We start from the raw sequence: 4,761 nt of genomic DNA, 5'->3' as shown, positions 1-4,761 counted from the left end.
AGGTCGACGCCGGCATACAACTGCTCGGCACCGGAAAAATTCCATTTTTCCGGCTGGTTGACGATTTGCTGCACCGCCATTCCGGGTGAGGTCATAGAATACACCTTCTCAGGTCTTGGCTGGGAGAGGGGATGATAACATGGCTCAACACCAGCCCGCTGCCGCGAAGCACATCGATGCCGGCCTCGACGGCTGATTGGATCGATGAAACATCGCCGGTCAGATAAAGAAACGATTTCCCGCCCAGGCCCGTTGCACAGCGAATCTCAATGATATCCACCTCGGCTGCCTTAACCGCGGCGTCGGCCGCCATAATGGCGGACGCCACCGAAAAGGTTTCAATAACCGCCAGAGAATCGATATTTTGAATTCGGGTGGTCGCGGTGAGCGCCGGGAATACGGATGCATGCACATTGGGTATGACAAAATTATCCACCATAAATTCAGCAGCATTTTCTTTGCCGGCTTGCGAAGCGCGCTCCACCGAATCCACATCTCCCGATACGAGCACCATGTATTTACCGGCACAAATCGGCTGGGCCATGATAAGATCGACATCAGCGATTTTTAACATCACATCGGCGGTTTCCACACCCTTGGCGATGCTGTTGAGTTCGATCATGGCAATGGCTCTGAGATCCATAGTGTTTTCCTAAACCTGAGTAATGATAATGTGATCCCCAACCGATGTTACCGTTCCGTCAATACTGGCATGCATCCTTGCACCCAGGGCGCCTTTGGGAATTTCTCCTATCAGGTCTCCTTTTTTTAACTTGTCCCCCACCTGCACCACCGGCTCCGCCGGCTTGCCAAGATGCTGTTGCAGCGGTATGCTGACCTGCCGTATGTGAATCTCATCTTCATAAAAAGGGGGATGGGTGTCGTATGTTGAGACGTCAAGTCTTTCCATAAGGCGCTTGAGGGGTATTTTGCGCGTGTTAAAAAAGCGCGACACCTGATACACCTCACGGCTGGGTTCGCGTTTGACGCCTTCACTCAGCAGTTTTCGTTTGACAGCGGCGTTAATCTCCCGCGGGGAGAGCATCATGGGGCACGCAAATTTTTCACAAACGCCGCATTCGCAGCAGATTAAAGCGTCTTCAAGGATTTCACCCGCCATGCCCGGTGTGTAGGCCAGATGCCGCATGATCCGGTGGGGCTCCAGAGAATGTCCGATCAGATAACGGGGGCAAAGCTCCGTGCATCTTGAACACTGGGTGCAGGCGGACTTGGCAATCAACCGCATCTGGTCCAGGCTTCTGTTTTTACCTCGAATGACATTATGATTAGACGGCAGTACAAGGATACCGCTGGTGGTTTTGACGACTGGCTCCGAATCATTCTGTAAGACCCTGCCCATCATGGGTCCTCCCATGACGATGCCGTAATCAGAAATCTTGGGGCCGCCGGCAAGCTCGATGGCGGCACGTACCGGCATACCGATGGGCACTTTGCACACTATCGGCTGATTGACTTCGCCGCAGACCGTTACATAGCGGTCGGTCACGGGATGCCCGTCCATGGCCCGGGAAATATTTAAGAGGGATTCCACATTGCTGACTACCACCTGAACATTCAGCGGAATACCGCCTTCGGGCACAATTTTTCCCATAACCTCATTGACTAGAATGAATTCATCGCCGGCCGGGTAGAAGTCGTCTAGCTCGAATACGTCGATCCGCCCGGTATATCCATTTGCGGATATTTTTTCTTCCAGTGCGGCGACCGACTGTGCATGCTTGGACTTCAGGCATACGGTACCACCCGGGGCTTCGGTGCAGTCCATCACCGCCAGCAGGCCGCTTAAAACCCGATCGGTCTGATGTGCCATGATATAAGGATCGCCGGCCAGCAGCGGTTCGCAGGACGCACCATTTGCCAGAACCCGGGTTACTTCAAACTGCAGTTTGATATGGCTCGGGAAACCGGCGCCGCCGGCACCGACAACACCGGCCGCCCGCACTTTGTCAACGATGTCCGCTCTCATTTTTTCTTTCCGGTGATATCGTCGGCCAGTTCCAGGTTGTCAACAATGCCGACCACCACGGCATCCACGGGAATCAATTCACTTTTGTCGAAAGCCTGCATGGCCGGAGAGCCCTGGGTGACGATTACCAGTTCTTCAAATCCTGCGCCGACCTCGTCCACGGCGATCAGCACATCGCCTTCCGGTTTCAGGTTTTTCCCCAAAGGCTGAACAAACAAAAGCCTCAGAGCGGAGATTGCGTCTTTTTTTTTGCTGGACCATACATTTCCGATCACCTTGGCTAATAACATTCTGGTTCTCCTTCGACCCAAATCATCGTAAAAATTTAAGAGGCGGGGCTACTTCAGATCTTCCATGGCCTCAACGGCGGCAATGCTGGCTTTTACATCAGCAATATCGCCAAATATTCCTATCATGGTGATATGCTGTGGACACAGCCCCCTCAAATCGAAAACACGGACATTGCCGGCCTTTTCGGCCACGTCCGCGGCGGCGATCATATCCACCAGCCTTCCCTGCAGAAGGCCCACCGCTGTAAACGGGATCTCGGCTTCAGAAAAAACCTTCTTGCCGACCGTTCCCACCCGCTGCCTCAGGAATTCAAAGACGCCTGAAGAGGGGTGGGAAATAATTCGCGTGCTAAATGCCATAATGAATTCCTTCCTAATCAACTGCCGGATGACAGCTGCACACCTCTCATCGTTTCCGGGTGACAATCCGTCGCTGCCTGCAGCCCTTGCGTGCCGGCTTTAATAAGCCCTGCAGGGGAAAATACCTGCTGCGCATACGCCACCGCTACCGGCCCAAAAACCGGCCCGGGTGCTGTCAAGCCGCCATATCACCCGAATGCGATGTCAAAAACACTATTCCGCCTGAGGAATCGTGAATTCGATATCCGCGTGCGGTCTCGGAATCACGTGCACAGAGACCAGCTCTCCGACACGCTGAGCAGCCGCACCGCCGGCATCCGTGGCCGCTTTGACCGCCCCGACATCACCGCGCACAAACACCGCCACCAGACCGCCGCCGACAAACTCTCGACCGACGAATTTCACTTTTGCAGCTTTTACCATGGCGTCTGCCGCCTCGATGGCACCCACCAGACCTCTCGTCTCAACCATTCCCAATGCTTGTTCAGCCATTCTTTCTTTCCTCCTGATTCTGAGTTAACTTTTAATCCTGATCGCTCTGGCCTGCATGGACCAGTCTTTAACCACTTCTATTGTCACGGTTGCAGTTTGATCCATTCGCTTCGTTTGTCTAACCGCAATCACTATTGCATCGCCCAGTTCCCGTCCTGAACGGTCCAGGGCGGTGACGATATCCCCTTTTTCAGGCAGGGGACGATATTCGTAAGGCATCATGATGGTCGCTTTATCATCGGCAAGGCTTTCATCCACCATAAAAATCGCCTGGCCCGGGCATATATATACGCAGGTTTGACAGGCAATACACTTCTCTCCGTCCAGATGGGGCAGGTTGGTGATATCGTTTCCCACGACAATGGCGCCTGCCTTACAGCTGGATTCACAGGGGTTGCAGGGTATGTCTTCCAGACACTCGATAACCGCGACCGGACCCTTGCGCCGCCGGCTTTCGGAGGGGATACCCGGGCTGTTTTTCAGCTCGTCTTCCGAGAGATAGCCCGTTGTTGCTGATGATGCAGTCAACATTTGATTATCCTTTTAAAACGGCATTCAAATAGTCTTTGGCTTTTCGGCGCGCCTCGCCATGACTCCCGCTGCGAAGCCCCTGAATACTTTGAAACTGCTGATCGCGTTGGTCGAGAAAATCCTTTTCTTCAATGTAGCCCAGGCTGTGCGCGATTGCCAGACCGGCAATGCGGCCTTCGATGATAGCCGTGCTGGCTTCTTCGATGCCCGAAATATCTCCGGCGATATAAATGCCTTTGATGGATGTCTCCTGGTTCACATCATGTGCGGGAATCCTGCCGCCCAGTGCCGGTGCATATGCCATTTTACAGCCGGCCATACGCACGATCTGGGTCATGGGGTTGAGACCCACCGCGATGCAGATGGTGTCGACGTCAAAGCGCTTCTCGGTTCCGGGTATCGGCTGCCAGGACGTGTCGACCTGGACGACGGTGGCGCCTTCGACCCGTTCCTTGCCATGAGCTTTTTGGATGGTGTGTGACGTCATGAACGGCACACCCACTCTGGCGATTTTGGCGGCATGCACCGCATAGGCTCCGATTTTGGGTGCGGCGTCGATAACCGCGGCAATCCGACTGCCGGCCTGGATCATCTGGTAACTGACAATTACGCCCACATTGCCGGATCCCACCATCAGGATATCATTGCCGGGGCGGATGCCGTGGATATTTGCCATGGTTTGAGCAGCGCCCGCTCCAATGACACCTGGTAATGTCCACCCTGGAAATGGTATCATGTTTTCGGAAGCCCCGGTGGCTACCAGAATTTTCTGGGCTTTGACCTGTTCGATACGGTCACCGAGCAGAACATTCATGGCGCCGTTTTCATAGATGCCGAGGACAACCGAATTCAGCGAGACTTCAACGCCAAGCGCCCTTGCCTGGTCCAGAAAACTGTTGCCGATGTTAAATCCACGTTCCATGGCCCGGTGCTCTCGGGAACCAAAAAACTTATGAATCTGCTTAAACAGCTGACCTCCCGGGCGCTGGTTTTCGTCAAAAACGACGACCTGAACACCGAGCCTGGCCGCTTCAACTGCTGCGGCCAGTCCCGCCGGTCCGGCACCCACACATATCATTTCATGTCTGCGCATGTCCTACC

7 protein-coding genes are annotated in these 4,761 nt (G+C 54.2%); all 7 read right to left on the bottom strand.

Annotated elements, in window-relative coordinates; all coding sequences use genetic code 11:
- Window positions 1–91 precede the first annotated feature (91 nt).
- The 7 genes from R6V78_RS05325 to R6V78_RS05295 all read right to left on the bottom strand — a co-directional run bounded on the left by R6V78_RS05325 (window position 92) and on the right by R6V78_RS05295 (window position 4,738).
- Complete coding sequence (locus tag R6V78_RS05325) at window positions 92–643, bottom strand: BMC domain-containing protein (RefSeq protein ID WP_410288297.1); 552 nt, start codon at window positions 641–643, stop codon at window positions 92–94.
- A gap of 9 nt (window positions 644–652) precedes the next feature.
- The gene (locus tag R6V78_RS05320) at window positions 653–1,987 is read right to left on the bottom strand and encodes a 4Fe-4S dicluster domain-containing protein (protein ID WP_410288296.1); all 1,335 of its coding nucleotides are present in this window, start codon (window positions 1,985–1,987) and stop codon (window positions 653–655) included.
- On the bottom strand, window positions 1,984–2,277 hold the full coding sequence (locus R6V78_RS05315; RefSeq protein ID WP_410288295.1) for a EutN/CcmL family microcompartment protein: 294 nt from the start codon (window positions 2,275–2,277) through the stop codon (window positions 1,984–1,986). Before R6V78_RS05315 ends, R6V78_RS05320 begins: the two co-directional genes overlap by 4 nt.
- A 48-nt stretch (window positions 2,278–2,325) precedes the next feature.
- On the bottom strand, window positions 2,326–2,637 hold the full coding sequence (locus R6V78_RS05310) for a BMC domain-containing protein (protein ID WP_410288294.1): 312 nt from the start codon (window positions 2,635–2,637) through the stop codon (window positions 2,326–2,328).
- Window positions 2,638–2,850: 213 nt separating this feature from the next.
- Entirely contained in the window at window positions 2,851–3,129 is a 279-nt protein-coding gene (locus tag R6V78_RS05305; RefSeq protein ID WP_410288293.1) for a BMC domain-containing protein, read from the bottom strand.
- 24 nt (window positions 3,130–3,153) lie between these two features.
- Entirely contained in the window at window positions 3,154–3,660 is a 507-nt protein-coding gene (locus tag R6V78_RS05300) for a 4Fe-4S binding protein (RefSeq protein WP_410288292.1), read from the bottom strand.
- 4 nt (window positions 3,661–3,664) lie between these two features.
- Entirely contained in the window at window positions 3,665–4,738 is a 1,074-nt protein-coding gene (locus tag R6V78_RS05295; RefSeq protein ID WP_410288291.1) for an NAD(P)/FAD-dependent oxidoreductase, read from the bottom strand.
- Window positions 4,739–4,761: the final 23 nt, after the last annotated feature.

Source organism: Desulfosarcina sp., from assembly GCF_046496365.1.
Lineage (GTDB): Bacteria > Desulfobacterota > Desulfobacteria > Desulfobacterales > Desulfosarcinaceae > Desulfosarcina.
Note: the sequence above shows the minus strand (reverse complement) of the source record. Positions and strands in the feature narration are given on the sequence as shown.